The sequence below is a fragment of the Rhodococcus koreensis genome (genome assembly GCF_900105905.1).
In the GTDB taxonomy this organism is placed as follows: Bacteria; Actinomycetota; Actinomycetes; order Mycobacteriales; family Mycobacteriaceae; genus Rhodococcus_F; species Rhodococcus_F koreensis.
This window is the reverse complement of the sequence record NZ_FNSV01000005.1, coordinates 3542806-3569299: the sequence shown is the minus strand read 5'-3', so window position 1 is coordinate 3569299 and position 26494 is coordinate 3542806. Positions and strand designations below refer to the sequence as shown.

Here is a 26494-nt window from a genome sequence, read left to right as displayed (position 1 = left end):
ACATGACCTCCGAAGGCGCGAAACTCACCCCGCCGGTCGCGAAGAAGGTCGCCACCGAACGCGTCCACCACGGTCACACGTTCGTCGACGAGTACGAGTGGCTGCGGGCCAAGGAAGATGCCGAGGTCGTCGCGTACCTCGAGTCCGAGAACGCGTACACCGAGCAGCAGACCGCGCATCTCGCGCCGTTGCGGGACCAGATCTTCCAGGAGATCAAGTCCCGCACGCAGGAAACCGACATGTCGGTTCCCACCCGGATGGGCGACTGGTGGTACTACGCCCGCACCATCGAGGGCAAGCAGTACGGCGTCCAGTGCCGGGCCCCGATCGCGGGCGCCGACGACTGGACCCCGCCGGAACTGGCCCCGGGCGTCGAACTGCCCGGTGAGCAGGTTCTGCTCGACGGCAACGCCGAGGCCGAGGGCCACGACTTCTTCTCCGTCGGCGCCTTCTCCCTCAGCCACGACGGCACGCTCCTCGCGTACTCGGTCGACGTGGTCGGCGACGAGCGCTACACGCTGCGCTTCAAGAACCTCGAGACCGGGGAACTGCTGCCCGACGAGATCCCCGACACCGCGCCCGGCGTCACCTGGGCGATCGACCACAGTCACGTCTTCTATCTCACTGTCGACGACTCCTGGCGCCCCGACACCGTGTGGCGGCACAAGCTCGGTACCGACCGCGCACAGGACGTCACCGTGTTCCACGAGCCGGACGAACGGTTCTGGGTGTCGGTCGGGTCCACCCGGAGCGAGAAGTACCTCGTGATCTGGGTGGGGTCGAAGATCACCAGCGAAGGCTGGGTGCTCGAATCGGAGAATCCGGAGGGCGAGTTCCGGGTGGTGCTGCCGCGGCGCGAGGGCGTCGAGTACGGCGTCGAACACGCCGTCGTCGCCGGCGAAGACCGCTTCCTGATCATGCACAACGACGTCGTCGACGGTGAGAAGGCCGAGAACTTCGTGCTCGCCGAGGCGCCGGTGTCCGACCCGACGTCGCTGACCATCCTCATTCCGCACCGCTCCGACGTGCGGTTGGAGGAGGTCGACGCGTTCGCCGATCACCTGGTGCTCGGGTACCGCAGGGAAGCGTTGACCCGGCTGGCCATCTGGCCGCTCGGCGAGGGCGGCTACGGCGAGTTCACCGAAATCGCATTCGACGAGGAACTCTTCAGCGTCGGGCTCGGGGCAAACCCGGAATGGCGGCAGCCGACACTGCGGATGGCGTTCACGTCGTTCATCACGCCCGGTCAGGTCTACGACTACGTGCTGTCGACGGGTGAACTCGCGCTGCGCAAGTCGCAACCCGTGCTCGGCGATTTCGACGCCGGCAACTACGAGCAGCAACGCGACTGGGCCGTCGCCGAGGACGGGACGCGCATCCCGCTCTCGATCGTCCGGCGGAAGACGAACGGCACCGACGACCCCGCCCCCACGCTCCTCTATGGGTACGGCTCGTACGAGGCCAGCATGGATCCCGCGTTCTCGGTCGCCCGGCTGTCGCTGCTCGATCGCGGCGTGGTGTTCGTGGTCGCGCACGTGCGCGGCGGCGGCGAGATGGGCAGGCACTGGTACGAGACCGGCAAGACGCTCACGAAGAAGAACACCTTCACCGATTTCGTCGCGAGCGCACGGCATTTGATCGACACCGGACGCACCACGCCACCGCAGTTGGTCGCCGACGGCGGCAGCGCGGGCGGCCTGCTGATGGGTGCGGTGGCCAACCTGGCTCCCGAACTGTTCGCCGGCATCCTCGCCAACGTCCCCTTCGTGGACCCGCTGACGTCGATCCTCGACCCCTCGCTGCCGCTGACCGTCATCGAATGGGACGAGTGGGGCAACCCGCTGGAGAATGCCGAGGTCTACGAATACATGCGCTCGTACAGTCCGTACGAGAACGTCGAGGCCAAGGACTACCCGGCGATCCTCGCGATCACCAGCATCAACGACACCAGGGTGCTCTACGTCGAACCGGCGAAGTGGGTCGCCAAACTGCGCGCCACCAAGACGGGCGACTCGCCGCTGCTACTCAAGACGGAGATGAGCGCCGGGCACGGCGGCGTCAGCGGACGTTACGAGAAGTGGAAGGAAGTAGCGTTCGAATTCGCCTGGGTGCTCGACACGATCGGCAAGGTCTGATCAGATCTGGTCGCTCTGACCCTGCTCGACCACCCAGGCGGCGATCTGGGCGCGAGAGCTGAACCCGAGCTTGACGAGTATGTGCTCGACGTGGCCCTGCGCGGTGCGTTGCGAGATGACCAGAGTGGTCGCGATCGCCTTGTTGGTGAGTCCCTCTGCGACGAGTTCGGCGACCTGCCGCTCGCGTCGGCTCAGGGAAGGATTGTCGCTGTGTGACTGCGCGATCGGTCGTGGCCGCTCGTTCAAGGCGAACGCGACGGCGTCCCCGAAGCTGAGGCTCGATCCATGCCGGAAGGCGGTGTCGAATGCCTTTCCGCCCAGGTCACGGCGGGTTCGACGTTCGCGCTCGTCCTGGTGGCCTGCGAGCTGCGGAAAGACCTCTGCCGGGCTGCCCACACCCTGCCACAGCGCTTCGGCGGCACCCATGAGGGTCGCGGCGCGTTCCGGTGAGTGATCGTCGGCGGCGATCCAGGCCAGGATCTGCATGCACCACGCGGAGTTGATGCGGTCGTCCGCCCGACGTGTCTGGCGCAATCCGTCCTGCAGGAAATCGTTGGCCCGTTCGTGCTCGCCGCGTTGCCACATTGCCAGCGCCGCGGTCCACAGCGACCACCCGCGGTACACCGACTCGCCGTGTGCTTCGGTGATCTCCTGAATCTTCCGCTGGTAATCGACAGCTCGGGTCACGTCTCCGAGGTGCGCGCTCGCCAGGCCGAGTCCGAGGAGTGCCCAAATTTCTTGGAGTGAATCGCCTTCCGTGTGGAAGACTTCCCGAGCGCTCTCGAAGCACGCGAGCGCGTACGCGAGGTCGTCACCACGGAACAGGGATATGAATCCCTCGGCAGACGTGACGAGCGCCCGCATCGACGTGTCCCCGGACCGGTCGGCGAGGACTCGTCCCTCCTCCACGAACGCACGAGCAACCTCGAGATCCCCCTGAGCCCCGGCCAGCATACCGGCGGCGTGCAAGGCGGTGATCCTCTCGGCGGTGTCTGCCGTAGGCGCCGGAGTCAGCGCACGATCGAACCAGTGCCTACCTTCGTTCAGCAGACCGAACGAGCGCCAGAACAGATACAGGGCGTTGGCGATACGAAGGGCGGACTCGTTCTCGGTGGGCTGCCGCACGGAGAATTCGAGTGCCTCACGAAGATTCGGTTGTTCACGATTCAGCCGGGCAACCCACTCCAGCTGTCTCGGGCCGATCCATCCGGATCGAGCGTCCGACGCCAGACGCTCGAACCAGTCGCGGTGCTTTCGTCTCACGCTGTCGTATTCACCTGATTCGCGCAGTCTTTCCAGGCCGTAGTCGCGAAGTGTGTCGAGTAATCGAAAGCGGACGACATCACCGGCCTCTTCCCGTATCAGGATCGATTTGTCGACCAGCGACGCGACCACGTCGAGCACGTCGTCCGGGGCGAGATCGCCCGCGCAGATTCCTTCAGCCGAATCCAGCTCGAACCCACCGGCGAAGACCGCCAGCCGACCCCACAGTGCCCGTTCGTCCGGGGTGCACAGGTCATAACTCCAATCGACGCACAGACGTAGCGTTTGCTGGCGAGAGGGAGCGCCTCGGGTGCTCGAGGTGAGCAACGTGTACCGGTCGGTGAGCCGGTCGAGGATCTGTTGCGCAGTCATCGCCCGCAGCCGAGCTGTCGCCAACTCGATCGGCAGCGGCAGTCCGTCCAGACGCTCACAGATTCTGGCAATCGTCGAGCCGTTGTCGTCGGTGATGGCGAAGCCGGGTAAGGCCCTGGAGGCGCGTTCAGCGAAGAGGGCAACGGAGTCGTAACGGGCGAGCCCCGCGGGAGGGGACGGTCGACTCGAATCCGGAAACGGCAGCGGCGGGACCCGGAGGGTGGCCTCGCCATCGATGCCGAGTGGCTCGCGGCTGGTCGCGAGGATCCGGAGCTTCGGGCACGTCTTCAGGAGTGACTCGGCCAGCGCCGCGACCGCATCCACCAGGTGCTCGCAGTTGTCCAGCACCAGCAGTAACTGCTGATCGTGAAGATGCCTCTGCAGGATCGACGAAGTTCCCGATGCCGACTGTTCCCGCACGCCGAGCGCGCTCGCAACGGCTTCTTCGACCAGTTCCGGAGCCTGCAGTTCACCGAACCCCACAAGCCACACTCCGTTGGCGAACGCGCGGCGAGCGTCGTCGGCGACCCGGAGCGCGAGTCGAGTCTTACCTACACCGCCGATACCGGTCAGCGTCAACAGTCTCGACACGGACAGCAACCGTTTCGTCTCCGCCGCTTCACGGCGCCGACCGACGAAGCTGGTCAGCTCACACGGCACGTTTCCCAACTTGCGTTGTGCGGCGGACATGACAACTGTCGCTTTCCTCTCACGGGATCTTCGAGTAACCGTACTCGCTCACCGGGATGTGCCGAGTCGAGACTGTGCGAGTAGTTTCGCCGCTCACCAGGCACTATGCTGACGCTACGGTGTGATCAGCCGATCCGGAAGTCGAGGCCGGCGATGGTCGAGTTCGATCCGCTAGCGACTCAGCGGGATGCTGCCGTGGATATCGCGGCCGAACTGGAGGCCGAGGGGTTCGACAATGCCCGGGTAGTGGGGCGAGGCGGGTTCGGCACGGTGTACCGGCTCGACCAGCGCAACCTGAACCGCGTCGTCGCGATCAAGGTCCTGCAGTCGGACGTCGATCGCGACAACCGCGAGCGCTTCCTTCGCGAGCAGCGGGCCATGGGGGCGTTGTCCGGGCATCCGAACATCGTCGCCATCCTCCACAGCGGGGTCACAACGTCCGGGCATCCCTACCTCGTGATGCCGTACCACGCGAGAGGTTCGCTCGATGCGCGGATTCGAGGCGACGGGCCCCTCGACTGGCGAGCAGCGGTCAGCATCGCCGTCAGACTGGCAGGTGCTCTCGAAGTTGCCCACCGGTTCGGCATTCTCCACCGTGACATCAAACCGTCCAATGTCCTGCTCACCGATTACGACGAGCCGGCGCTGACCGATTTCGGGATCGCGCGGATCGAGGGTGGGTTCGAGACGTCCGAAAGCATCATCACCGCCTCACCTGCGTTCACTGCTCCCGAGTTGCTCCAGGGGCAGGCGCCCACCGCTGCATCGGACGTCTACTCGCTCGGAGCGACACTGTTCTGCCTCCTCACCGGCCACGCCGCATTCGAACGCCGATCCGGCGAAAGTGTGGTTGCCCAATTCCTTCGCATTGTGCGCCAACCGGTCCCGGACCTGCGATACGACGACATTCCGGATGATCTCTGCGCTGCGATCGAGCACGCGATGGAGCAGGATCCGGCCGACCGCCCCGGAACCGCTGTCGAATTCGGCAACGAGCTCCGCCTCGTCCAGAGCAGGCACTCGCTCACCATCGACGACATGGCTCTGCCGGGTGAGCAGGGGAGCAGAGCAGAGCGCCCGCCACGGTCGACTCCGCCCACGCCGCGTACCAAGTACCGGCCGCCGACCGCCGTCCACCCGTTGGTCGACCGCAGCCGGTTGGTCGGGATTCTTCGCGCGGGCCAGGGGCGACGACTGACGGTGATCCACGGTCCCGCAGGATTCGGCAAGACCACGTTGGCCGCCCAATGGCGAAACCAATTGATTGCGGAAGGAATCGCGGTCGCGTGGCTCGCGATCGACCACGACGACAACAACGTGGACTGGTTCCTCGCCCACCTGATCGAGGCGATCAGGCAGGTCCGGTCGAACGTCGCCGAAGAGTTGGTGCGAGTGCTGGAAGAACACGGTGACGATGTCGAACGGTTCGTCCTCGCGTCGTTGATCGACGAGATACACGAAGGGGGCGAGCGTCTGGCAATCGTGATCGATGACTGGCATCGAGTGACGGACACCGCCTCCGTTGCCGCAGTGGAATACCTGATCGACAACGGCTGCCACCATCTGCAGCTCATCGTGACGAGCAGGAACAAGTCCGGGCTCCCGATGAGTCGGGCCCGAGTTCGCGACGAATTGGTCGAAATCGACTTCCATGACTTGAGATTCGATATCAGGGAGTCGACCGAGTTTCTCGTGGAGTCGAGAGGGCTGGCGCTCGGGAACGCACAGGTCGCCTCGATTGTGGGATCGACCGATGGATGGGTGGCCGCGCTTCAACTGGTGTCGCTCTCGTTACGCGGCCGTGGCGACCCAGCGACATTCATCGAGAAGCTGTCGGGGCGGCACCGCGCGCTCGGGGAATATCTCGTGGCGAATGTCCTGGATTCGCTCGAGCCGAAGATCGTGAACTTCCTACTGTCGATCTGTCTGCCCGGACGAATGTGCGGGGATCTCGCGTCGTCGCTCGTCCACAGCGACGATGGTCGCGCGATGTTGGAGGAGGTCGAGAGCAGGGACCTGTTCCTGTACCGGGTCGACGACGAGGGGGACTGGTACCGATTCAGTAGTGTCTTCGCGGAGTTTCTCCGTGCCCGGCTCGAACGGGACCGACCCGATCGGGTGAAAGGTCTTCACACGATCGCCTTCCGCTGGTTCGCCGGCCACGAATTGCTCAGCGAGGCGGTCGATCACGCCCTTGCTGCCGCCCAGGTCGACGAAGCGGTCGAACTCGTGGAGACCCATGGAATGTCCCTGGTCTCGCACGGACAGCTGGCCACGCTCCTCGGCCTGGTCGCGAAGCTTCCGCCGACCGCGGTCCTGGAACGCCCGCGATTGCAGATTGCCCTCGCTTGGGCCAACGTTTCCCTGCACCACTCCGAGGATGCGGAGTCGGCGTTGAATCGTGCCGAGTACTTACGCGCACAGAAATCGATTCCCATGCCTGACGACGACCCGGAGCTGGAATCCGATCTCGTCCGTGCGCTCCTCGACGTCACCGCCGATCGCGTCGACAGGGTGGACGAACTCGTGGCGGGTTGTCTGGCCGAGCCGGACACAATGAGTCCGTGGTGCGTATCGGTGGCGGCGAATCTGGCCTCTTTCGCGGGGATGTGCCGGTTCGAATTCGATGCGGCTCGAAATATCCAGGATTGGGCCGCCAGGTATCACGAACAATCCAGCGGCCCGTTCAGTGCGGTGTACGGATACTGCTACGCGGGCTTGGCCGCCAATGAGCAGTTGGATGTCGTGGCTGCCGAGGAAACCTATCGAAAGGCTGTGCAGGTTGCGCGTGAATCGATGGGGATCCACTCCCACGCTGCACGCATGGCCAGTGCCCTACTCGGCGACATGATGTACGAGCAGAACAACCTCGACGAAGCCGAACGGCTTCTCGATGAAAGCCGGGCGCTCGGTTCGGAGATCGGTTTGGTCGACTTCATGATCGCGATCTATGCGACCGGGGCGCGGGTCAAAGCCCTGGCGGGTGACAGGGAATCTGCGACAACACTGTTGAACGAGGGCGACAGGATTGCGCAGGTAATGGCGCTGCCGCGATTGGCGGCGCGGATCGACGACGAGAGGATCCGGTTCGGGCTCGTCCTGCCATCCGGCGTACGACAACCACGACGAGGCCTGGAGACGGGCGCGCCACCTTCGCCGGGGGCGATGGATCAGGCGCCTGCCACCGGTATCGAAACAATCACGGTGCAGCTGAGGGAGTCCGGCGCCATCCGGCGACTACTCGCCGAACGGTCGCCGGGTCAGGCCGGCTCTGCGTGCACCAGGGCTCACGACCTGGTGCACGCAGTTGCGGCTCAGAATCGACCGCGGGCGTTGTTGCACGCGAGACTTCTGCTGACCGCCTGCTTGTCTGCATCGGGCAGAAAGGCCGAAGCCATGGAAGAACTCGCCCCACTTGCTGCGACATGCGCCGAGTTGAACCTCATTCGACTCGTGTGTGATGCCGGACCGTCGGTTGTCGCGGTTGCCTCCGGACTTCGGGAGGAGCAACTAGCCGGCCGATGGCGGGCGGAATGGCCGGCTGTTCCGCCCGGGTTCCTGAACGCTGTCGTCACCGCCACGTGATGCGGGCCGGGGCGAACTACAGTTGCGGCGGCGTCCACAGCACGGGATCGTCCGATGGCGCCATCTTTGCGAGGATCACCTCGTCGAAGACGTTGGCAGTACCCCACTGATCCTGCTCCTCGAGGCTGGTGCCCCACACCTTCGGAGTCCAGCCGTGCTCTTCGTCGATGACTTGAAGGGCAGTCGTGTACTCCATGACGAAGCCACTCGACGGCTCCTGGAAATACGAGTACGTGTTGTCACCGGCGCCGTGGCGGCCGGGGCCCCACAGGGGCTGGTGTCCGGCCCGCATCATGCGGCCGGTGCCGCGCATGAACTCGTCGATTCCGTACAGTTCGAACGAGACGTGGTTCAGGCTGGTGTTCTTCGACTGCGCGAAGGCGATGATGTGGTGCCAGCGCCCGGTGCGCATGAAGCAGAAGAAGTCCTGGAGCCAGTCCGAGATCTTGAAGCCGAGGACCTCGCCGTACCATCTGATCGTCTTCTGCAGGTTGGCGGTGTTGAATACGACGTGGCTGATGAACTTCGGACGGGACTCTCCGGCTTCGACTTCGCGGAAGATTCGCTGGTCGATCTCGGCGGCGAGTTCGATGGCGCGCCCGTCGCAGTCGAAGAAGATGCATGAGTAGCCGCCGCCGAAGTCGCTGCGATCACCGGGTTCGCGGATGATCCGGGCTCCGCTGTCGGCGACCCGCTTGGCGAGGAAGTCGACGCCGGCGCGGTCGGTCACATCGAACGTGGTCAGTTCGATTCCGGCGACATCGTTTTCGCGGAGCTTGATGGCGTAGTTGTCGGCGCATCCGGTTCCGAAGTAGGCCTTGCCGTCATCTTTCGTGACGAGGTCGAGTTGCCACAGGTCGCGGTAGAAGTTGGTTGCGGTGGCGAGTTCTTCGACGGCGATGGTGACCGAGCGGACGTGGGTGATGGGATGGACTGAGGGAAAGGACATGTCTTCTCCTGGAGCTGAACTGGGAAATGAGCGGCGTCGTCACCAGTTGGTGGCGATGTACTTCGCTTCCATGAACTCGAGCAGACCCTCATGCGCGCCCTCGCGGCCGAGTCCGCTCTGCTTGACGCCGCCGAACGGTGCTGCGGGGTCGGACACCAAACCCCGATTGACGGCGACCATGCCGGCCTCCAACCGGCTCGCCACGGACAGAGCGCGCTGCAGATTGCCGCTGTAGACATAGGCCGCGAGCCCGAGGTCGGTGCTGTTGGCCGCGGCGACAGCCTCGTCGTCGGTGTCGAACGCGATCAACGATGCGACCGGTCCGAAGATCTCCTCGCGCACGATCGCAGATTGCGGGTCGACACCCACCAGGACGGTGGGAGAGTAGAAGGAGCCCCTCGAGATCGGCCGCTGGCCGCCGGTCAGCACCGACGCACCGTCGGCGACGGCGGCGTCGACGAGCTGCTCCACCTTGTCGACTGCCTTGTCGTTGATCAGTGGTCCGCACTCCGAACGCTCATTGGTGCCGGCGCCGACGCGCAGTGTGCCCATCCGTTGTCCGAGGAGCCCGGCCACGTCGTTGATGATCGACCTGTGAACGTAGATGCGGTTGGCCGCGGTGCACGCCTGGCCGCCGTTCCGCATTTTGGCGATCATGAGGCCGGTCACGGCCTCGTCGATGTCGGCATCTTCGAGAATGAGAAACGGCGCGTTGCCCCCGAGTTCCATTGCGGTCTTGAGAATCGAATCCGACGATTCGCGCAGCAGCGTGCGCCCGACTTCGGTGGAGCCGGTGAACGACAACGCCCGTACGCGTGAGTCGTGGAGCATGGCGGAGACGACCTGACCCGCGCGTGAGGTGGTCACCACGTTGATCACGCCGTCCGGAACGCCTGCCTCACGGCAGATCTGGGCGATGAGCAGGCTGGTGAGAGGAGTCTCGGTCGCGGGTTTGAGTACCACGGTGCAACCGGCAGCGAGGGCGGGCGCGATCTTGCGTGTCGCCATCGCGGCCGGAAAGTTCCATGGGGTGACGAGCACGGCTACGCCGATCGGCTCGTACTCGACCAATATGCGGTTGGCACCGTTCGGCGAGGTGCTGAGTTGTCCCACCGCGCGGACCGCTTCCTCCGAGTACCACCGGAAGAATTCGGCCGCGTATGCGGTTTCGGCCCGCGAATCGGCGAGCGTCTTCCCGTTTTCGGTGGAGATCAGTTCGGCGATGTGCTCCGCGCGGTCGGTCATCAGTTCCCAGCACCGGCGGAGTATTTCCGCGCGTTCGCGCGGACTGGTGGCGCGCCAGGCGGGGAGGGCGTCCGCTGCGGCGCCGACCGCGTCCAGTCCGTCCTCGACGGTGCCGTCCGGAACCGTGGCGATCAGCGCACCGGTGGACGGATTCAGGACGTCGATCGACTCCCGGGTGCGTTCGATCGGGTGTGCGCCGATGACCAACTCCCGGGGCAGGGTGGCGGAGTTGAGCGACATGAGAAGTTCCTTCTTTTCTGGGTCCGGCCAGAGTCCGGTGGCTGTCGTGGGATGGATCGACGAGAATCAGGCCGGGTTGCGGCCCACCAGGAATTCCTCGTCGAGCGAGGTGGTGACGTCGAGGCCGGCCGCGACCGCCCCGGCCCGCAACTGCTTCATCTGCCCGTCGTTGATGCGCGCCTGAGGGGCTCGGAGCGGACCACCGTTGAATCCGTTGAGCCACCCCTGGTACTTCCACAGGTACCGTGGCACCATCGCGGTTCCCGCGAGTGCCTGTCCGACCACCACCGCGTCGGATTCCCGGATCGGGTGGAGTTTCCAGTAGATCTCCATGGCGTCCTCGAACTTGCCGTCGCGCATCAGGTCGAAGTAGCGGGCGACCCACGGGCCGTAGGCCTCGTAGTTCGACGTGCCCATCCACTGCATGCCGTACGCGGCGTGCCAGGCGGGCGAGTTCGACTCGATCGGGTCCATGACGATCACGTCATTTCGGTAGCGCTCGAAGATCTGCGCGATGCCGCCGACGCCGGGACCGCCGACCTCCGTCTTGACGGCCACGACGTTCGGAATCTCGTTGATCATCCGGCCGATGAGGTCCGGCGAGAAGTGGCTCGGGTGGAATCGGCGGAAGTTCCACAGGTGCATCGCGAACACGATGATGCCCAGATTGGTGCTCTCGGCGATCGCGCGGGTGTACTCGAAGACTTCCTCTTCGGACTTCGGGTAGTAGGTGAGCGGGTAGGAGACCAGGACGACGTCCGCGCCCAGACGCTCGGACTCGCGCACGAGTGCGATGTTGTCTTCGAGTGTCGGCAGGACAGCGTGCACCACGGTCTGGAGCCCGCCGGCGGCTTCGTCGACAGCGATTTCGGTGACCTGAAGTAGCTCGTCGAAAGTGGTTCCACATTCGGCGACGAGTAGTGCACCCGAGATCCCCAGCTCCTTCTCTCGGGCGATGTCGTGCCGGATTGCGCGCTCGTTGATTCCCTTCAGATCGCTGGTGAAGGTGGGCAGGAGGCATCCGCAGATGCCCTTCATGTTCGCCTGGGCCCAGGAGCGGGCATCGGACCGGGAATAGCTCATGAATGGAACTCCGTTCGTCGGATTCTTGCGGTGCGCAGGCAGGGGCGGTTTCGGCCGGCCCGTACCCGGCCGGACTGTGATGTCGGCGCGCAGGTAGGTGATCAACCCTCTTACCGATATCCAAATAATGGATATGCAGACCGGTATGTGGATGTGTGGACGCTAACACCGGCTGTCGTCCGCCGTCAACGATTTCTCCGGTCGACGTTCTCGACTGGCCGCGAGTGAGGTGGATGGGGTGAGGCCGCGCAGCTCGGTCGACCCTTTGACATCTGCGGCAAAACGTTGTTACCGTCATCACATCCACCAGACGGACCCTGTATCCATTATTTGGACATACGGCCTGGTGTATCAATCCACTCCTGATAGGGGTCATCCAGATGACACGTGTTACCGCGGACGTCACTCGCGTGAGCCGCCGTTCCTACTGGGGCCGAGACGAATTCGATTCCGAGATGGAACGAGTCTTCGGCCGGTGCTGGCTGTTCGCCGCCCACGAGAGCGAAATTCCGTCGCCGGGCGATTACGTCACCAGGAAGCTGGGAGGCGAGGACGTCATCGTCGTCCGGGACGAGACCGGCGACGTCCGCATCCTCCTGAATTCGTGCACGCATCGAGGCAATCAACTGTGTCGTGCCGACATGGGCAACTCATCGCACTTTCGGTGCAGCTACCACGGCTGGACCTTCTCCAACAAGGGCACGTTGCGTGGAGTGCCCGAGCGCAAGCAGGTCTTCGACGCGGACTTCGACAAGAGCAAGTACAACCTCGTCGGGCCGCCGAACGTCGACGTCTTCCACGGGCTGATCTTCGCGAGCTGGGACCCCGAGGCTCCTTCGCTGCTCGACGAACTCGGCGACATGGCCTGGTATCTCGAAGCCGTGCTCGACAAGGCCGGTGACCTGCAGGTCGTCGGTCCGCCGGCGCGCGCACTGGTGCGAACCAACTGGAAGCTGGGCGCGGAGAACTTCGCCGGCGACGGTTATCACCTGGGAACGACGCACAAGAGTCCGATAGACCTGGGTACGTATCTGAACACCGAGGCCTTTCCGCAGCTGGACGACGTCTCGATGGATGCGATGCGTGGGCGATGCATCGTCGCCGGCAACGGGCATACCCTCCGGGTCCAGCACTACGGCCTGGAAACCGATGAACCGGTGTTTCTCGGATACCCGGAGGAGCGCTGGGCCGACATCGCGAGTGGTCTCGACCCGAGACAGGCGGACCTGATGTCGAGAATCTCTGTCCTACACGGAAATGTCTTTCCCAACTTGTCCTTCATCGATGCCGCGGCCCTCTATTCCGGGGACGACACCCCGGCCGTGTCGTACGTCCAACTCCGGCAGTGGCAACCGGTCGACGAGATGCACTGCGAACTGATCATGTTCGCGTTGGTGCCGCGGTGGTACGACGAGGAGCAACGCGCGCACTCGCAGCGCGCGAACCTCCGCATGGTCGGTCTCGCCGGGATCTTCGACACCGACGACTTCCAGAACTGGACGAGCGTCGCCGACATGAGCCGCGGCCGGGTGTCGCAGTCCACCGATTTCGTCTACGCCGGCGGTGTCGGTATCAAACCGGCCGACGATGTCGGCTGGCCCGGCGCCGTCTACGACGTCGATCACTCGGAGGTCAACCAGCGGGAGATGTTCCGCAGGTGGTCCGAACTGCTCGACGACGACAGCATCTGCACCCGCACGACCGGGACGGCCGACCAATGCTGAGCGCGGAACGGATCGATGTCGCCGCGGACGATGCGACGTTCGCCAATGTGAGCAGGTTCTACGGCCGTGAGACGGCGTTGCTCGACGCGCACGACTACGCGCGGTGGATTCCGCTGCTCGAACCCGAGTTCGTCTACCGGATCCCCGTCACCGTGACACGCGACGACCCGTCGCAGTCACCCTTCGTGGCGGGTGCGTACCTGCTCGACGAATCCCGCGACTCCCTGGCCAATCTCTGGGCGAGGCGCCTCGAACCCGACCACATCGACTTCTCCTGGGGGGAGGTCCCACTCCAGCGGGTGCGGCGATTCGTCTCGGTCCTGTCCGTCGCCGACACCGGGCGCGCCGACGAGGTGTCCGTCACGTCGAACGTGCTGGTGGCCGTTGTCCACCAATCGGATCCGGTGGTGATGACCGCGGCCGGACGGCATGACATCCTGCGTCGTCGCGGCGACGGCTGGGGTCTCGTGGAACGGACGGTCCATCTCGACGAGAGCGTCGTCAGACTGCCGCACCTGCGAATGGTGATCTGATGTCAACTCCCCGGACGCGCCCGACGGACGACTCGCTCGCCCCGCACGGTGGCGACGGAACCGTCGATGCCGAGTTCACCGTCGTCAACGAGTTCACCGCCGTACGGGTGCGGAAGATCCTGACCCGCAACGGGCAACGGCTCGAGATCACCTCGCTCCGACTCGACCACCACATCCGCCTCGATGCCCTCGCGCTCGAAGGGCTGAGCTGGCAGAACGAAGAAACGATCTCCGCCTACCTCGACCAGCCGTTCGGCCCCGAGGATCCCCCGACCACCGAAATCGGAAGAGAGTAACGACCAATGCTGCTACTGACCGACGAGCATGTGCGAAGCCTCACGCAGATGTCCGACCTCGTCAGCGCCATCCGCGAGGGCTACCGCACGCAGGCCCGCGGCGGTGCGCAACTGCCGGATCGCATCAACCTGGAGTCGACGCCCGGATTCTTCCGGCTGATGCCGGGCGTGTCGGCCGGCACCGGCTTGATGGGATTCAAGGTTTTCAACCAGGTCTCCGAAGGTGGGGTCCAGTACCTGATCGGCCTGTTCGACGAGCTGACCGGTGAGTTGCTCGCTCAACTGGACGGGGCATACCTCACCGCTGCCCGGACCGGCGCGACCACGGGCGTGGCCGCCGGTCTTCTCGCGCCGCGGACCGCCGTCGAGATCGGGGTCATCGGATCCGGGTTGGAGGCCGAGACGAACCTCGAGGGCGTGTTCGCCGCCCTCGAGGTGAAACGGGTACGGGTCTTCAGCCCGAACCCGCAGCGGCGGAATGCATTCGTCGAGCGGATGGCCGCACGCCTCGACGTGGAGGTCGTCCCGGTATCCGATCCCGCGGAGGCGGCCGCCGCACCGGTCGTCGTGGTCGCCACCAACACCGGTGCCGGAACAGGACGTATCGCTCTCGAGGGCAAGTGGCTCGCGCCTGGGACCACGGTGCTGTCGATCGGTTCCACCATGCCCTCGTTGCGGGAGATCGACACCGACGTCGTCGACCGGGCCGCACTCGTGGTCAGCGACGCTCCCGAACAGGCCCGTATGGAGTCCGGGGATCTGCTCGCGGCCGACGAGAAGGGGCTCCTCGACGGCAAGATCGTGACACTCGCGGACCTCGCCATCGGCAGAGTGCCCGCCCACGACGCAGACGCGATCACCGTGTTCAAGTCGGTCGGCACCGCCTTGCAGGACCTGGTCGCGGCCAAGGTGATCTACGACAGGGCCGTGCAGAACGGAATCGGGACGACGGTGGACCTGCTGCGCACCAAGAAGCCCGCGGGGGCGTGAGCACCGTGGCGAATTGGGCCGAGCGAGTGGCGGTCGTGACCGGTGGCGGCAGCGGAATCGGACGCGCTGTCGCCACCCGTCTGGCCGACGACGGATACGCGGTCGCGGTGATCGACGCCAACGACGTGGGCGCCAAGCGTACGGCCGAGATCGTCTCCGGGACGGGCGGGCGCAGCACCGCCTACGCGGCGGATATCACCGACGAGGAGCGTGTCCGCACGGTGGTCGGCGAGGTCACGTCCGACCTGGGAGAGATCGACGTCCTGGTCAATGCCGCCGGCATCTTCGACCAGAACCTGGATTTCGACGAGCTCACCTCCGCCACCTGGGAACGGGTCCTGCGCGTCAACGTCCTGGGTACCGCGAATGTGATGCGGGAGGTCGGAACGCTCATGGTCGAACGCGGCCGCGGCGCGATCGTCAACATCGCCTCGTCGGCCGGGCTCGTGCCCCGCGGCGGCGGGTCCGCCTACATCGCCTCGAAATACGCGGTCGTCGGCCTGACCCTGAAAATCGCTGCGGAGTACGCCGGTCGCGGGGTGCGTGTCAATGCCGTCGCTCCTGGGTGGATTCCCACCGACCTGTTCACCACCAGCGCGGCAGCACTGCGGCGAGCCGGGGGATCCGTCCCCGACGACCCCTCACCCGTCGGGGGGAACATCCCGATGAACCGACCCGGAGATGCACAGGAGGTAGCGGCCGGAGTGTCGTTCCTCGCCTCCGCCGCAGCGGGCTACATCACCGGTGTCGTCCTGCCGATCGACGGCGGATACCTCGTCGGCTGACCGGCCGCTGCGCCGTGCCGGGCGCACCACTCGAGAAAGAACGAACAATGTTGTCACCAAACAATTTTCAACCGCGAGCAGTCGCGGACGACACCAACAGTGAGGTGTAGTCATGCATGTCACCGCAGATGCCGGCAGGTGCCGTGGTTACGGTAGCTGCATGCTCGAAGCCCCCGAGGTCTTCGATCTGGACGAAGACGAGAACAAGGTGATCCTGCTGCAGGAAAGCCCGCCCGAGTCCTTGCATACGAAGACCGACAGGGCGATTCGATCCTGCCCCGCGAAGGCGTTGGGAACCCGTGATGAGTAGGTTCGAGCGGATCGTCGTGGTCGGCGGTTCCCTCGCCGGCATGAACGTGATCCAGGAATTGCGGCGCCTGGGAAACTCCGGCGGCATCACCCTCATCGGCGAAGAGAAGGTGCGATCACCCTACGACCGCACCGAACTCTCGAAGAAGTTGCTCACCGGCTCGAGTGATCCGGACGATCTCTACTTGCTGACCGAGGAGGAGATCGACGAACTCGACCTCGATCTTCGCCTGGGCCGCCGGGCGACGTCGCTGTCGCTCGACCCGTCGCGGCACACTGTCACGCTCGACGACGGCACGGTTCTCGAATTCGACGCGCTGGTCGTGGCCACCGGCTCGCGGGCTCGGCGCCCCGCCTTCATGGGGCACCTCGCGGGTGTCCACGTTCTCCGGACGCTGCCGGACGCCCTCGCACTCAGAACCGAGTTGAACAGTGCCCGAGACGTTGTCGTCGTCGGTGCCGGGTTCATCGGTGCCGAGGTGGCGGCGAGCGTGCGCACCCGCGGACAGTCGGTGACCCTGGTCGATCCGCAACCGACCCCCTTGGGAACCGTCCTCGGGGCAATCGTCGGCTCTCACTTCGCGGATCTGCACACGAGTCACGGCACCGACCTCGAACTCGGGGTGGGCGTCCAGGAACTCATGGGAGACGGGCGGGTCAACGGGGTCAGGCTCACCGACGGACGAATTCTCCCCGCCGATCTGGTCGTGGTCGGGGTCGGCGGTGCTCCGGTGACCGAATGGCTCGACGGTTCAGGCGTGGAGGTCGACAACGGGGTTCTCTGCGACGACGGCGGGCACACCAACGTGCCCGGCATCTACGCTGTCGGTGACGCCGCCCGTTGGTACTCGGACTACTTCGGTGCGCAGGTGCGCAGCGAGCACTGGAACAACGCCACGCTGCAGGCGACGGTCGTCGCGGAGAATCTCATCGCCGGAACGAAACGGTCGACGCTGTCTGCTGTCCCCAGTTTCTGGTCCGACCAGTTTCGCAAGCGCACTCAGATGGTGGGCTGCCCTCTCCCCACGGATCAGGTGCGCTTCATGAGCGGTGCGCCGGGGGAGGAGAGGTTTGTCGCACTGTACGGCCGCGACGACCGGGTGACGGGTGTCGTGTCGTTCAACTCGCCTCGAGGCCTGAGCAAGTACCAGCACCTCGTCACCGCCCGAGCGTCGTGGTCCGAGGCAATCGGCTCGGCCTAGACCATCACTGAAAATGATAGTGGCCATCGGGACGCGTTGAACCCATCCATCTCCCCAATTGTCGTGGAGGCGGATAGATTCGGGATGCCGGCAGAGACCTGGGTCACAGGATCTGACTCTCGGGTCGCCGTAATTGCCGAACTGTCACCAAGCGAGAGCTTCGTATCGTATTGCGCTCTCTCCCAATCTCACCCGCGGTTGCCTCGAAGGCAATGTGCCCGATGGAAGGAACCCCATTGTCGACTATTGACGGTAGAGACGGCGACGTCTACCAGGCCAGATGGCGAATGCTCGCTCTGCTCGTCCTCGGCTACGTCAGCCTGACGTTGAACTGGTTCAACATCGCGTCGGCCTTCACCCCCATCAGCGAGGACCTCGGCGTGAGCTTCGAGCAGCTCGCCATGCTGATCGCGCTGTTCGTGCTCGGCTACGGGGTCGCCCACGTCCCGGGCGGCATCATCGCGGCCCGACTCGGGATGAAGCGCACTCTCGTCCTCGGGATGGTGCTCCAAGGGGCCGGTGCGGCGCTGTCCGGCGTCGCGGTCGGCTTCCTCGACCTCGCCCTGTACCGAGTGATCGCCGGTGTCGGCGCGTCCATCTTCATCGCCGTCGCCGTCGCCGCGGTCAGTGTGTGGTTTCGTGATCACGAGATCAACCTCGCGCTGGGCATCGCGTGCGGTGCCGCATTCAGTACCGGTGTCGCGCTGGGTCTGTATGCGTGCATCTACGTGACCGACCTCGCGGGATGGCGCGGCATGCTCGCGATCTGCGGCATCGTCAATATCGTCTTGGCGGCGGCGGTGGCCGTGTGGTTCCACACCCCGCGCGGCGTCAGCGGACTCCACGGCGGCCGGATCAGCCGCGCCGGCCTGATCCGGGCACTGGTCGACAAGCAGCTGTGGATCTACGGCATCGCCATGCTCGGCGTGTACGGCGCCTACTTCACCGCATCGCAGCTGTTCAGCGAGTACGCGGTCGCGCAACGCGGCTTCACACCCGGCCAGGGCGGTATGCTCGGCGCGATCCTGGCCCTCGCGGGAATCCCCGGCAGCCTGGTCGGTGGCAAGGTCGCGGACCTGGTCCGCAACTACCGATCCGTCATCGTCGTTCCCCTCCTGCTGATGGGGGCACTGATCGCCGCGATCCCCGTCGCCCCCGATGCCCTGCTGTGGTTCATCTCCTTCGCGATCGGATTCCTTTTCGTCTTCAGCTACCCGGCCTGGCTGGGTGTGCCCGCGGACCTGTCGAAGATCGATCCCGAACAGGTCGGCACCGCGGTCGGCGTGATGCTCACCCTCGCGGCGGTCGGCGGATTCATCGTCCCCGTGGTCTTCGGGCACATCGTCCCCGATCACGGTTTCGCGGCCGGTTGGATTGCTGTCGCGGCGATCTCGGTGCTCACCGCCCTCGTGGGTCTGCTGGGCAGGAAGCGAGCCGCCGAGCCGGTCGACGAAGACCGCAAACTCACAGTCGGCTGACTGTGCACCTACCACATCCCCTGTCGCGCTGTGAGATCCAGAGTGCGACCGACCGAAAGAAATGAGGAAGTAAGCAGATGAGCAGAATCATCGACATCTCCATGGTCACCGACGGTGACCCCACCCTCGAGGGCAAAGGCGTCATCTTCGAGCCGCACTCGCTCGGCGCCGAATGGAACCAGGAAAACTACGACATCGACCCGAATCACTGGCCCACGCCCGGTGCCGCGTTCGCGGTCGAACATATCGACATGAACTCGCACACCGGCACGCACATGGACGCACCGTGGCACTTCGGCCCGGTGATGGCGGACGGGTCGAAGCCGAAGACCATCGAAGAGTGGCCCATCGAGCGATGCATGGGTGACGGAGTCGTCATCGACATCAGTGATGCCGAAGACGGCGCGGAGGTCTCCCTCGAGGAAATTCAGCAGAAGCTGAAGGACATGAACTACACCATCAAGCCGGGCGACATCGTCCTCACGATGACCGGAAACGACAAGTACTGGGGGAAGCCGGAGTACACCACCCGTGGTGGCGGACCCAGCCGTGAGGCGCTCAAATGGATCCTCGAACAGGGCGTGACGGTCGTGGGAACGGACGCCTGGAGCTACGACCGTCCGTACGCCGCATGGGCCGCCGACTACCACAAGCACGGCAAAGACCCGAAGTACCTGTGGCCCTGCCACCTCCTCGGCCTCGAAATCGAATACGCGCACATCGAGAAGCTCGCCAACCTCGACCAGCTGCCCCCGCACGGTTTCAAGGTCATCGCGCTGCCCATCAAGATCGCCGGCGGCACAGCCGGATTCGTCCGGGCCGTCGCCATCGTCGACGAGGTCTGACCAATGACCACTGTCGGCGAAGATGTGAAGTACGTGACCGTTCCCGGCCTGCAGGCCGATGCCGCCTGGCACTGGGCAGCGGAAGCCGGGAATCTGGTGTTCACCTCGGGAGCGGTGCCGCACGACGAGTCCGGTGACATCGGTGAGGACCTCTCGGCTGGGGCACAGGCGGACCGGGCGTTCGCGAACCTCGAGCGTGCCCTGCAGGCTGCGGGCAGTTCGATGGACCGCATCGTCAAGATCACCGGGTACCTGACCGACCCGGAGTCCCTCCCGGAGATTCGTACTGTCCGCGACAAGTGGATTCCGAACCGTCCGCCGTCGACGTTCGTGTACGTAGCCGGTCTCGTGGATCCCCGGATGCTGATCGAGTTCGAGGCGATTGCCGTCAAGAGCTAGAGGCTGCCGGTAGGCCTTCTCCTCGGCGCCGAGGAGAAGACCTACCGGTTTCGCCAGCCCATCAGCTGGGAAAGCGATTGGGCGAGTCCGAGGACCTCGTGAAGAACGAGATCCCGCGGCGGCATCTGTTCGCGGTAATTGGCGATCGATACCGATGCCGTCACCTCGCCTGCGGCGTTCCGGATCGGCGCTGCAATCCCACATGTAGCAGTGGTGACATCCCGGTCGCTGGTGGCGTAGCCATCGGCCACGATCTGCTTCAGCTTGGCCCGCAACTCGGCGGGTTCCGTGATCGTGTACTCGGTGAACGAACGCAGCGGCTCCTGGACATAGGTGTCGATGAACTCGTCGGGGCAGTATGCGAGCAGCACCAATCCGCGGGCTCCCGTGTGGAGGGGATAGGCGCGGTACGTATTCGCATAGGACAGGGTGGGAACGGGAATGCGGGGCTCGACGCTGGCAATGGCCACCGACGAATGCCCGTCACGCTCGGCGATCTGAACGAATCCGTTGATCCGGTCGGCGGCCGTCCGCATCAACGGTTCGCTCGTCGTGAAAAGGGGATGATCGCCGAGGTAGGCGGAGCCGATGGCGAACATCCGGCGACCGACGTAGTGCAGTCCGGTTGTGTCGTCGCGCCTGACGAAGCCCTTGTCACGAAGGTAGGTCAGTGTGCGGTGCGCAGTTGCCCATTTCGCTCCGGTGGCTTCGGCCAGTTCTTTCGCGCGCATCGGCTGTTCCGCGAGCAATTCGAGCATGTGCATTCCACGATCCATGCTCTGCATCGTGGAAATCTCGGACTTTTTCTCGGGCTCGTGCGCGCTGCTCACGCCCAAAATATACCACGGCCCGTTTTCGAAATGGATTCCGGTTCAACCAGACAGGGATTATTCGACCTCGTGAATTATCCCCATGAAGCGCGGCGCTGTACGCGAGGAAAGGGGCGAAGAATTGAAGCCGGTAGTCCGTAAGGGGTCGACCAGGTCGTCGACCGGTTCGAGGGCGAGATCGTGTCGGGACGGTGGGCGGTCGGAAGTCGGATTCCGACCGGACTGAGCGCGGTGTCTCCGGAGGATATCGAATCCATCCGGAAAAGGAATATTGAATGGGCGGCGTCCACGGAGACCGCATATTCGGGGCCGGACGCCGGCGATATACTTGTCCCGGACAAATGTCGTGAGTACCCGGAACCTTGCGGCCGGTAAGTTATTCGCTGCATTACCGTCACAGTTGCTCGGCCAGCCGGCGAATGCCGTGGCGAAGCCATCGGTGACCGGGATCGTCGGAATGGCGCGGATGCCAGTACATCATCTCGGTGATCGGGGCCAACGAAACCGGCGGCTCGAGCAGTCGAATGCCGGCGCTGCGGTGAAGTGCTCGCGCCAGGCGCTCGTACAGCACCGCCACCATCTCCGTTCCTTCCAGCAGGAATGGGGCGGCGACGTAACTGGTCGTCGACGCTTCGATGCGAAAGGGCAATGAGATTTCGTCGAACTGGGTCTCGGCGAAGGACGGCGGGATTCCGCCGGTGGCGGACAGGTGCGGAAACGCGCTGAACTGCTCCCGCGACATCGTCTCGCCCACAACGGGATGGTCCGCGGCGACCACGCAGACGTGCCGGTCCGTGAAGAGGGAGGCACTGACGTAAGCGGTTCCGACGTGTCCCACGATCTCGCGTGGGATGATCACGAGATCAGCCCGCGCCTCGCGAAGCGGATCGAAGTAATTCGTTTGTGGCGGAGCGATATTGATCCGCACGTTCGGCGCTTCGCCGGTGGCAGCCCTGACGAACGAGCGGAGTAGGACGAGCGTGACATAGTCACTCGCGTGGATGGTGAACGTGCGGGTGTCACTCGCCGCGTCGAACGGTGCACGCACGGTCACCAGCGTCTCGATCGATCCGAGTATGTCGTGGACCAGGTACGTGAGGGACTCCGCGAGCGGTGTCAGCGTCATCGACGACCCGTCGCGGACGAGCAGGGGATCGTCGAAGAGTTTTCGCAATCGCGACAATGTGCCACTCATCGCCGGTTGCCCGACCGAGAGTTGCTTCGCAGCGCGAGAGACGCTCCTCTCCGACAGGAGGGCGTCCAGGCCGACGAGAAGGTTCAGATCAATTCGGTTCAGTTTCATTCGCATCTCTCGTCACCTCTCCGGACGTTCGCCGGCGGTCGATCATCAGTCGAAATGATACCTCTCATCGGCAAGACGTGACCAGCACGATCTCGCTAAATCGGCTGTGCCTCGGTATCTTTGGGATTGCCGAGCGGGCCGATCGGTACCGCTGCCCGCAACAATCCGGAGATGTCGTCCGTGGCCCGCTTCTTCCAGCCGGCCGGACACGTCCTATCCGACTTTCGATGGAGTTGTCATGACTGTAAGGGATGGTTGGGCGGTACTGGACACCACGTCCGCGACCGCGGTCGGTGTCAGACGGGCGGGAGATGTCATCGACACAGTGGATCGCCGCTCGTACCTGCACGCCGGCCCGCAGGTGGAGCCCGGCGAGGTAGTGGGTCCGATGAGAGGTGCGATTCTCGGGGCACTGGTGCTCGAGGGTGAGGCTCCCGATCTCGCGGCCGCCGGTGAACTGTTCGACGCGGGGAAGATCGATCTGCGGCCGTGTCACTCGGCATCCGCTGTCGGGGCGATGGCAGGCATCATTTCTCCCAGCACTCCCGTGGTGGTGGTGGAGGGAGACGACGGGCACAACGCGTTCGCGCCGTTGAACGAAGGGCTCGGTCGAGCACTCCGGTTCGGTGCCAACGATGCCGCTGTGCTCGAGCGGCTGCGGTGGATGAGTACCGTCCTGACGCCGGTTCTCGACGACGCGTTGCGGGCGGGGGACGGTATCGATATCACCGCACTGCAGTCGGAAGGCCTTCGGCGCGGCGACGAATGCCACAATCGGAACGTGGCGTCGACGGCGGCGCTGACGATCAGGCTCGCGCCCGCCGTGGTCGAGCACGCCCCGGACTCGGGGACCGCCGCGGCCGTCCTCGATTTCCTCGCCGGCAATCCCCACACCTTTCTGTCTTTCTCGATGGCGGCAGCGAAGCTCGTCGCGGATGCCGCCCACCGCTGTGGAACCCGGGGGTTGGTGACAGCGATCGCGGGAAACGGCCGGCGGATGGGGATTCGCGTCAGTGGCCTCGACTCGTGGATCACGGCATCCGCGCCCGTAGGAGATCCGAAGCTGTTCGAGGGCTATACCGTCGACGATGCCTGCCCGATGATGGGTGATTCGCTCGTGACCGAGGTGATCGGGCTCGGCGCCTTCGCTCTGTCGGCGGCCCCCGCCATCAGTTCCTATATCGGGGGAAGCCCCAGCGTGCTCCAGGACTATGTGTCCGAGATGCGTCAGATCACCCGAGGGGGTAGTAGTCGGTTCCTGATTCCCGGCGAGGGCTTCCGGGGCACACCGATGGGAATCGACGTCGAAGCGGTAGCACGTACGGGAATTTCCCCGGTGGTCAACAACGGATTCGCTCACCGAGATGCGGGGATCGGACAGGTCGGCGCGGGAATCACCAGGCTCCCCATAGAGCCGTTCGTGGCCGCGCACAACGCCTTGCTGGATCTGGGAGCAGGCGATTGGCTGACGTCAGCGGGAAGCCGGTGGGGTGAATGATCTGGGCGCGGCCCGCCAACGCCCTGCGCCACGTCGAGAAGCTCGACGCACGAGTCACTCGCATCGTCGCGGGATTCGCTGCAAGCGACGTCTTCTGGTCGTCCGGTTGTGATCCGAGAAGGTTCCCCACCAATTCGGCGGGATCTCTGGTCGTGCCCCACATGTTGTGGGACATGAGCAATGGCGACGTCGTCGCGATCGACGACGTCGAGGTCGGATACGGCGGAGCGGCCCCGGGACGTGCCTTCTCCCTGCTCAGCGAGCTGGGTCTGAGCGATCCGGTGGCACGCGGGATTGCCTATTCACGAAGGTCGCTGACCCGGCTGGGACGCGACGGCCGCACGGTGCTGCAGTCGATCGCCCATTCGGATTGGCCAGGATTTCGATTGCACACGCCGACCAGGATCGGGACAGCGTGGGTTCTGCGTGTCACGGCGGACAATCTCGAGGACCGGCTGCGACCGGTTGGCGCACCAGCGGTGCGACCGTCGACGGGCAGGATCGCCGCGATGATCGCAGACGAACTGGACCGCGACGATCTGCCCGGATGGGCTCGAGGTCCTCGGATCGCGCGGTACCTCCCCTCCCGCGATGCCGCGCGGAACGCAGGTTTCGTCGATCGGAGTGATCGGAATTCGCCTGCTCCGGATCGAAGCAGGGCGTATCAGTTGATCGTGGAGCAGGGAAGTCTGCAGTTGTGGTTCGAACTTCCGGACCAGCAGGGCGCCGGTGGGCAGCCGCCCCGGGACGCGTACGTCTTGATGCAGAATCTGCGGATTCCGAGGCCGAGTGGCGAGAGTGTCGTCGCAGACGATGATCGTCTTCGGTACGGCTACCGCTGACTCCGGGGCGGACGAACTCGCGGCTCCGTCCGGCCGATCGTCCCGATACTCACAACACCCGATGCATGTCCATTCACGAAGGAAGGTCGTCCATGGCGGAGCCGCTGTACTACCGCAGCGCGACGGAGCTGTCTCAGCTGATGCGTGCAGGAGAGCTCTCGGCGCGAGAAACCGTGTCGGCGCATCTCGAGCGCATCGATGAGGTCAACCCCGACGTCAACGCCATCGTGACGTACCTTCCGGAAGCTGCGATGGAGCAGGCGGCAGCCGCCGATCAACGGTTTGCATCCGGCGGGTGGGACGGCCCGCTCCACGGAATTCCCGTCGCCCACAAAGATAACCACCTCACCATGGGAGTCCGGACAACCTTCGGTTCCCGGATCCACGAGCACTACGTGCCCGAACTCGACGATCTCGTCGTGGAACGGATGAAGGCCGCGGGCGTCGTCACGCTGGGCAAGACCAATGTTCCCGAGTTCGTCGCAGGTGGTCATACCTTCAACGACCTCTTCGGTGCGACGCGCAATCCCTACGACCTCGCCGTGACCGCGGGCGGTTCATCGGGAGGTGCTGCCGCAGCTCTCGCCGCCGGCATGCACCCCATCGCGGACGGCAACGACATGGGCGGGTCGCTTCGACTCCCGGCTGGGTACTGCAATGTCGTCGGATTACGCCCGAGTGCCGGGCGGGTGCCCACCTACCCTGCGTCCGACGGCTGGTGCGGGCTGTCCGTTCAAGGGCCGATGGCACGCTGCGTCGACGACGTTGCGCTGCTGCTGTCGGTGATGGCCGGTCCGGACGGCCGGTCTCCCCTCAGCCTGGAGGAGCCCGGATCCCGATTTGCAACTGTCGCCGCAGACGGCCTTCGAGGTCGAAGAATCGCATTTTCCGTCGATCTTGGCGGAACCATTCCGGTGGACCCGGAGGTTCGCCGAGTCGTCGAACGCGCTGCGCACACGTGCCGGGAGGCAGGCGCGATCGTCGAGGAAGCATGCATCAGCTTCGACGGCGCGGGCGAGTGCTTCAGGACTCTGCGTGCGTGGCAGTTCGAAGCTGCGCTGGGTGATCTGTTCGACGCGAATCGGGAGTGGGTTCGGCCCAGCCTGTACGAGAACATGCTTGCCGGGCGACGACTCTCCGGTCGAGACGTCGGTCGCGCTGCGCGGCTCAGGACGGAACTCTTCCATCGCATGCGAGAGTTTCTGGAAACGTACGACGGTCTGCTTCTCCCGGTGTCGCCCCTCCCGGCGTTCGACGTCGACCTGCAGTATCCCGCCTCGGTGTGTGGCGTACAGCAACCGGATTACCTCGGCTGGATGGAGTCCGCGTGCCACGTCACCGTGACCGGCCACCCGGTCATCTCTCTACCGGCGGGCTTCAGCGAAGCGGGGACACCACTGGGGATCCAGCTGGTCGGGCGACACCGCGCGGAGGACCAATTGCTCGATATGGCGAAGGATTTCGAGCAGCGGACGCGGCACGCGTGGACTCGCCCCCGATCGGGCGCGTCCGTCGATCACCGGCCCGGCGACGGACAACGGGACTGACGATTCGAACGCAGGTTCGCACCGGTCTGGCGGGCCCCGGGCACGACGGCGTCGACGGACGCTACGAGACATGCACAGATGTAGCGTTCGAGTTCGCCCCCCGCACTGCTCAGATGCAGAAACTGATGCTGGCCGACCCCAGTGGCAGGTTGAGGCAGACGGCGATCGAACCGACTGCCGGGGTCGGTGACGGCGCGGCCGGCGCCGCGACAGCTGCGGGAGCAGCCAGAGTACCGAGCGACAGGGTCAATGCGATTGCGGCGAGTGTGGTGGCAATTCTGCTAGACATTGTGAAGGTCCTTGACTGAGTTACTGCGAGCCGGAGGTGACTCCTCTACAATCGTCCACCGA

Annotated in this window: 22 protein-coding genes; 15 read left to right on the top strand and 7 right to left on the bottom strand. The window is 64.8% G+C overall.

Annotation, left to right across the window (positions count from 1 at the left end; translation table 11 throughout):
* Nucleotides 1-2 precede the first annotated feature (2 nt).
* Nucleotides 3-2135: a S9 family peptidase gene (locus tag BLV94_RS20780; protein WP_072942979.1), complete on the top strand. Its 2133-nt coding sequence runs from the start codon at nucleotides 3-5 to the stop codon at nucleotides 2133-2135.
* Here the strand turns inward: BLV94_RS20780 and BLV94_RS20775 are convergent, their stop codons facing one another.
* A complete protein-coding gene (locus tag BLV94_RS20775; protein ID WP_072942980.1) occupies nucleotides 2136-4460 on the bottom strand; it encodes an ATP-binding protein in 2325 nt (774 codons plus the stop codon).
* A gap of 153 nt (nucleotides 4461-4613) precedes the next feature.
* Between BLV94_RS20775 and BLV94_RS20770 the strand changes: the two genes are divergently transcribed.
* Nucleotides 4614-8045, top strand: a complete 3432-nt coding sequence (locus tag BLV94_RS20770; RefSeq protein ID WP_072942981.1) for a serine/threonine-protein kinase — start codon at nucleotides 4614-4616, stop codon at nucleotides 8043-8045.
* A gap of 16 nt (nucleotides 8046-8061) precedes the next feature.
* Here BLV94_RS20770 and BLV94_RS20765 read toward each other — a convergent pair whose 3' ends face one another.
* The 3 genes from BLV94_RS20765 to BLV94_RS20755 form a co-directional block, all read right to left on the bottom strand.
* The gene (locus tag BLV94_RS20765; RefSeq protein ID WP_072942982.1) at nucleotides 8062-8994 is read right to left on the bottom strand and encodes a VOC family protein; all 933 of its coding nucleotides are present in this window, start codon (nucleotides 8992-8994) and stop codon (nucleotides 8062-8064) included.
* Between the two features lie 39 nt (nucleotides 8995-9033).
* Entirely contained in the window at nucleotides 9034-10479 is a 1446-nt protein-coding gene (locus BLV94_RS20760; RefSeq protein WP_072942983.1) for an NAD-dependent succinate-semialdehyde dehydrogenase, read from the bottom strand.
* A 66-nt stretch (nucleotides 10480-10545) separates the two neighbouring features.
* Nucleotides 10546-11562, bottom strand: a complete 1017-nt coding sequence (locus BLV94_RS20755; protein ID WP_072943161.1) for a dihydrodipicolinate synthase family protein — start codon at nucleotides 11560-11562, stop codon at nucleotides 10546-10548.
* A 455-nt stretch (nucleotides 11563-12017) separates the two neighbouring features.
* On the opposite strand from BLV94_RS20755, the gene BLV94_RS20750 reads away from it, so the two are divergent.
* The 10 genes from BLV94_RS20750 to BLV94_RS20705 all read left to right on the top strand — a co-directional run bounded on the left by BLV94_RS20750 (nucleotide 12018) and on the right by BLV94_RS20705 (nucleotide 20123).
* Nucleotides 12018-13286: an aromatic ring-hydroxylating oxygenase subunit alpha gene (locus tag BLV94_RS20750; protein ID WP_072942984.1), complete on the top strand. Its 1269-nt coding sequence runs from the start codon at nucleotides 12018-12020 to the stop codon at nucleotides 13284-13286.
* Nucleotides 13280-13819 (top strand): aromatic-ring-hydroxylating dioxygenase subunit beta, encoded by a 540-nt coding sequence (locus tag BLV94_RS20745; protein WP_072942985.1) that lies wholly within the window; start codon nucleotides 13280-13282, stop codon nucleotides 13817-13819. Before BLV94_RS20750 ends, BLV94_RS20745 begins: the two co-directional genes overlap by 7 nt.
* Entirely contained in the window at nucleotides 13819-14115 is a 297-nt protein-coding gene (locus BLV94_RS50990) for a dihydrodiol dehydrogenase (protein WP_241031472.1), read from the top strand. The genes BLV94_RS20745 and BLV94_RS50990 overlap by 1 nt, the downstream gene beginning before the upstream one ends.
* A gap of 6 nt (nucleotides 14116-14121) precedes the next feature.
* Nucleotides 14122-15105, top strand: a complete 984-nt coding sequence (locus BLV94_RS20735; RefSeq protein ID WP_072942986.1) for an ornithine cyclodeaminase family protein — start codon at nucleotides 14122-14124, stop codon at nucleotides 15103-15105.
* The gene (locus BLV94_RS20730) at nucleotides 15102-15890 is read left to right on the top strand and encodes an SDR family NAD(P)-dependent oxidoreductase (protein WP_083395626.1); all 789 of its coding nucleotides are present in this window, start codon (nucleotides 15102-15104) and stop codon (nucleotides 15888-15890) included. The genes BLV94_RS20735 and BLV94_RS20730 overlap by 4 nt, the downstream gene beginning before the upstream one ends.
* Nucleotides 15891-16002: 112 nt before the next feature.
* Nucleotides 16003-16200 (top strand): ferredoxin, encoded by a 198-nt coding sequence (locus BLV94_RS20725; RefSeq protein WP_072942987.1) that lies wholly within the window; start codon nucleotides 16003-16005, stop codon nucleotides 16198-16200.
* A complete protein-coding gene (locus BLV94_RS20720) occupies nucleotides 16193-17401 on the top strand; it encodes an NAD(P)/FAD-dependent oxidoreductase (RefSeq protein ID WP_072942989.1) in 1209 nt (402 codons plus the stop codon). The genes BLV94_RS20725 and BLV94_RS20720 overlap by 8 nt, the downstream gene beginning before the upstream one ends.
* A 236-nt stretch (nucleotides 17402-17637) precedes the next feature.
* Entirely contained in the window at nucleotides 17638-18879 is a 1242-nt protein-coding gene (locus BLV94_RS20715; protein ID WP_167372174.1) for an MFS transporter, read from the top strand.
* Between the two features lie 77 nt (nucleotides 18880-18956).
* Nucleotides 18957-19724 (top strand): cyclase family protein, encoded by a 768-nt coding sequence (locus BLV94_RS20710; RefSeq protein WP_072942992.1) that lies wholly within the window; start codon nucleotides 18957-18959, stop codon nucleotides 19722-19724.
* A 3-nt stretch (nucleotides 19725-19727) separates the two neighbouring features.
* A complete protein-coding gene (locus BLV94_RS20705) occupies nucleotides 19728-20123 on the top strand; it encodes a RidA family protein (RefSeq protein ID WP_072942993.1) in 396 nt (131 codons plus the stop codon).
* A 41-nt stretch (nucleotides 20124-20164) separates the two neighbouring features.
* Here the strand turns inward: BLV94_RS20705 and BLV94_RS20700 are convergent, their stop codons facing one another.
* Together BLV94_RS20700 and BLV94_RS20695 are read right to left on the bottom strand one after the other, a co-directional pair.
* Nucleotides 20165-20953, bottom strand: coding sequence for an IclR family transcriptional regulator (locus BLV94_RS20700; protein ID WP_072942995.1), 789 nt, complete (start codon nucleotides 20951-20953; stop codon nucleotides 20165-20167).
* A gap of 394 nt (nucleotides 20954-21347) precedes the next feature.
* Nucleotides 21348-22262, bottom strand: coding sequence for a LysR family transcriptional regulator (locus tag BLV94_RS20695; protein WP_083395624.1), 915 nt, complete (start codon nucleotides 22260-22262; stop codon nucleotides 21348-21350).
* Between the two features lie 232 nt (nucleotides 22263-22494).
* Here BLV94_RS20695 and BLV94_RS20690 point away from each other — a divergent pair, with 232 nt between their 5' ends.
* The 3 genes from BLV94_RS20690 (at nucleotide 22495) to BLV94_RS20680 (ending at nucleotide 26143) form a co-directional block, all read left to right on the top strand.
* Nucleotides 22495-23754 carry a YlbE family protein gene (locus BLV94_RS20690; RefSeq protein ID WP_072942999.1) on the top strand — a complete coding sequence of 420 codons (1260 nt, stop codon included), beginning with the start codon at nucleotides 22495-22497 and terminating at the stop codon, nucleotides 23752-23754.
* Nucleotides 23751-24596, top strand: a complete 846-nt coding sequence (locus tag BLV94_RS20685; RefSeq protein WP_072943001.1) for a hypothetical protein — start codon at nucleotides 23751-23753, stop codon at nucleotides 24594-24596. The genes BLV94_RS20690 and BLV94_RS20685 overlap by 4 nt, the downstream gene beginning before the upstream one ends.
* 92 nt (nucleotides 24597-24688) lie before the next feature.
* Entirely contained in the window at nucleotides 24689-26143 is a 1455-nt protein-coding gene (locus BLV94_RS20680; protein ID WP_083395623.1) for an amidase, read from the top strand.
* Between the two features lie 109 nt (nucleotides 26144-26252).
* Here BLV94_RS20680 and BLV94_RS20675 read toward each other — a convergent pair whose 3' ends face one another.
* Nucleotides 26253-26432 (bottom strand): hypothetical protein, encoded by a 180-nt coding sequence (locus BLV94_RS20675; protein WP_015888663.1) that lies wholly within the window; start codon nucleotides 26430-26432, stop codon nucleotides 26253-26255.
* Nucleotides 26433-26494 lie beyond the last annotated feature (62 nt).